Below are 3,296 nucleotides of genomic sequence, written 5' to 3' on the forward strand. Positions count from 1 at the left end.
CCCCACCATAAGTTTTGCACCATTTTTCTCATAGTATTATTTGAAAGGGTCAAGAAATGAATAATATCTGATGGATTACTTTTAACAAGTATGATATCACCTGAATCTACTGCAACATCTGTGCCTGCACCAATTGCTATACCAATATCGGCTCTTATAAGACTCGGCGCATCGTTGATACCGTCTCCGACCATCATGACTTTATTACCGTCACTTTGATAATCTTTTATAATGCTTTCCTTATCTTCTGGCATGAGTTGTGCGTGGACATCACTAATACCTAATTCTTTTGCGACAGCGTGTGCCACTTCATTATTGTCACCTGTAAGCATGACTGGTGTAATATTTCTTGATAGTAAATCAGCTACCATTTGTTTTGAGCTTTCTTTAATTTGATCTCCTTGAGCAATCATGCCAATGACTTGTTGATCCTCAATTAAATAGCTGATTGAATTACCTTGTTGAGCTAATTTAGTAAATAAGTCATCGTCATAATTAAGTTTATGTTTATCAAGATAAGAGACATTTGTTATTTTATATGTTTTATTATCAATTAGACCTTCTAATCCGACACCTGGAATATTATTAACGTCTTGTGGATTAGTAAATGAAACATTTTTACTTTTCGCAAAATCAACAATACTTATAGCTAATGGGTGATTAGATTGACTTTCTAATGAGGCGAAAAGGCTTAATATTGTTTCATTACTCAAATCATTTTTAAAGCTCTCATAATGATTCACAGAAAAGTTACCCTCAGTTAAAGTACCAGTTTTATCCATCATTACATAATCGATATGTTGAGCTATTTCTACAGACTCTCTATTTTTAATAATTAAACCATTATGTGCACCAATTGAAGTAGAACGTGCAGTGACTAAAGGTATTGCCAAGCCTAAAGCATGTGGACAAGCAATGACTAACACAGTTACAAGACGTTCTAATGCAAAATCAACATCATTTTGAATGAGCATCCAGACAATAAAAGAAATCACGCCAACACTTACAGCAAAGTAGAATAAATAACCCGCTACTTTATCAGATAACAATTCAGCACTAGATTTATCATTTTGTGCTTGATTAACAAGTCCCATAACTTGAGAAAGATATCCATCTTCTCCCACAGCTGTAACCTTGACTTGTATTGTTCCAGACCCATTAATAGAACCCCCGATGACGTTGTCATTTTGATTTTTTTGTACTTTTTTAGATTCTCCAGTGACTAGGGATTCATCTATAGATGTTTGTCCTTGAACGATAATACCATCTGTCGGAATGCTTTCTCCGGCTTTTACTTCGACGATATCATCAGTCATGATGTCTGATATTTTAACTTCTTCGCGTTGGCCATTATCCATAACTTTAATAGCACTATTAGGTAACAGTTCTGCCATTTTCTTTAAAGCATCTCCAGCATTTCCGACAGCATTCATTTCTATCCAATGTCCTAATAGCATAATTAAAATTAAGGTTGCTAATTCCCAAAAAAAGTCCATTGTATGACCAGTTGCACTACTAAAGTTATTCATATAAAAAGCATACAAGCTATAAATATAAGCTACTGAAATACCTAGGGCAACTAAGGTCATCATGCCTGGTTTTTTTGTAGCAATTTCATCTTTACCACCAGACAAGAACGGTTTACCACCATAAAAGAATAAAATTGTACTTAATATTAACACTACCCATTCAGAACCTGGAAATGTGAATTGAAAAGGTAAGTTAACACCCATCATTGGCGATAAAAGAATGATAGGTATTGCAAAAATTAATGAAACAAAAAACTTAACTTTAAAATTTCCATGATGATGTGCATGGCCACTATGATGATGTGAGGCATGGTTATCATGATGCATGTGATTGGAATGATTCATGTGATTTTGATGATTATGCTCTTCACCATTATTATTCAAATTAACCCCTCCTATTTATGAAAATATTATATTAGCTATACTTATACTATAACACATACCCCCTAGGGGTATAAATATTTTCGATTTATCTCCATTTATGGATTTATTTATATCATTCCGAAAATGATGTCTCCACGTCCTACATTAGACCTTGTCATCGATGTTTAAAACAAGGTTTTAATTAAATGTATTATTGCAAAAAGTATTATATATATAGATATTTGTCTATATAGATGATAATCTATAATAAAGGAGGGATGACATCCATATGTCTTATAAGGAACTATCATTACAATTAAAAATTTTATCGGATCCAAGTCGATTAGAAATATTAGACTTATTATCTTGCGGTGAATTATGTGCTTGTGATTTATTAGCGTATTTTCAATTTTCACAACCTACATTAAGTCATCATATGAAAATTCTAGTAGATAATGAATTAGTATCTACACGAAAAGACGGTACTAAGCGCATGTACCGACTTAATCATAAGTCCTTAGATTCAATCAACAATGAATTAACTTATATTAGCTCTCCTACTCAACAATGTATGTGTAAAAAGATAAAGACAGGTGAATGTACATAATGACTATTCTAGCGATTATTATTTTTCTTTTAACTCTCATGTTTGTTATTTGGCAACCTAAGGGGTTAGATATTGGTATTACAGCATTGTTTGGTGCTATCATCGCTATTATTACAGGCGTTGTCAGTCTCTCGGATGTTATTGAAGTTACAGGGATTGTTTGGAATGCGACGTTAACCTTTGTCGCTGTTATACTCATTTCATTAATTTTAGATGAAATTGGATTTTTCGAATGGGCAGCTATACATATGGTCAGAGCTTCAAATGGTCATGGGTTTAAAATGTTTGTCTACATTATGTTGTTAGGCGCTATTGTAGCAGCTTTCTTTGCGAACGATGGAGCTGCATTAATTCTCACTCCAATCGTGCTCGCTATGGTAAGAAATTTAGGGTTTAATCAAAAAGTCATTTTTCCTTTTATCATTGCAAGTGGATTCATTGCAGATACTACGTCTCTTCCACTAATTGTAAGTAATTTGGTTAATATCGTTTCTGCTGACTACTTCCATATTGGATTTATTGAATATGTAAGTCGCATGATGATTCCCAATCTATTCTCTTTACTTGCAAGTATTGTTGTATTATGGCTATATTTCAGAAAATCCATACCTAAAACGTTCGATACAGAAAATCTATCAGATCCTAAAAGTGTAATTAAAGATTCTAAGTTATTTAAGCTTTCATGGATAGTATTAGCAGTACTACTCGTTGGATATCTTGTTAGCGAGTTTATCCAAATTCCTGTATCAATTATTGCTGGTATTATTGCTTTTATCTTTGTAATGTTAGCTCGCAAT

General features: G+C 33.1%; 3 protein-coding genes. 2 read left to right on the forward strand and 1 reads right to left on the reverse strand.

The annotated features are described in order from the left end of the window. The coding region (locus tag KA909_RS10540) for a heavy metal translocating P-type ATPase (protein ID WP_210130186.1) at positions 1-1,913 on the reverse strand (1,913 nt) is incomplete at its 3' end. A gap of 268 nt (positions 1,914-2,181) precedes the next feature. On the opposite strand from KA909_RS10540, the gene KA909_RS10545 reads away from it, so the two are divergent. Next, positions 2,182-2,499 carry an ArsR/SmtB family transcription factor gene (locus KA909_RS10545; RefSeq protein WP_011274435.1) on the forward strand — a complete coding sequence of 106 codons (318 nt, stop codon included), beginning with the start codon at positions 2,182-2,184 and terminating at the stop codon, positions 2,497-2,499. Beyond that, positions 2,496-3,296 (forward strand): arsenite/antimonite efflux transporter (arsB, locus tag KA909_RS10550; protein ID WP_210130187.1); only part of this gene is annotated, 801 nt, incomplete at its 3' end. The genes KA909_RS10545 and arsB, both read left to right, overlap by 4 nt.

The organism is Staphylococcus sp. GDX8P54P (assembly GCF_017893165.1).
Classification (GTDB): Bacteria; Bacillota; Bacilli; order Staphylococcales; family Staphylococcaceae; genus Staphylococcus; species Staphylococcus borealis.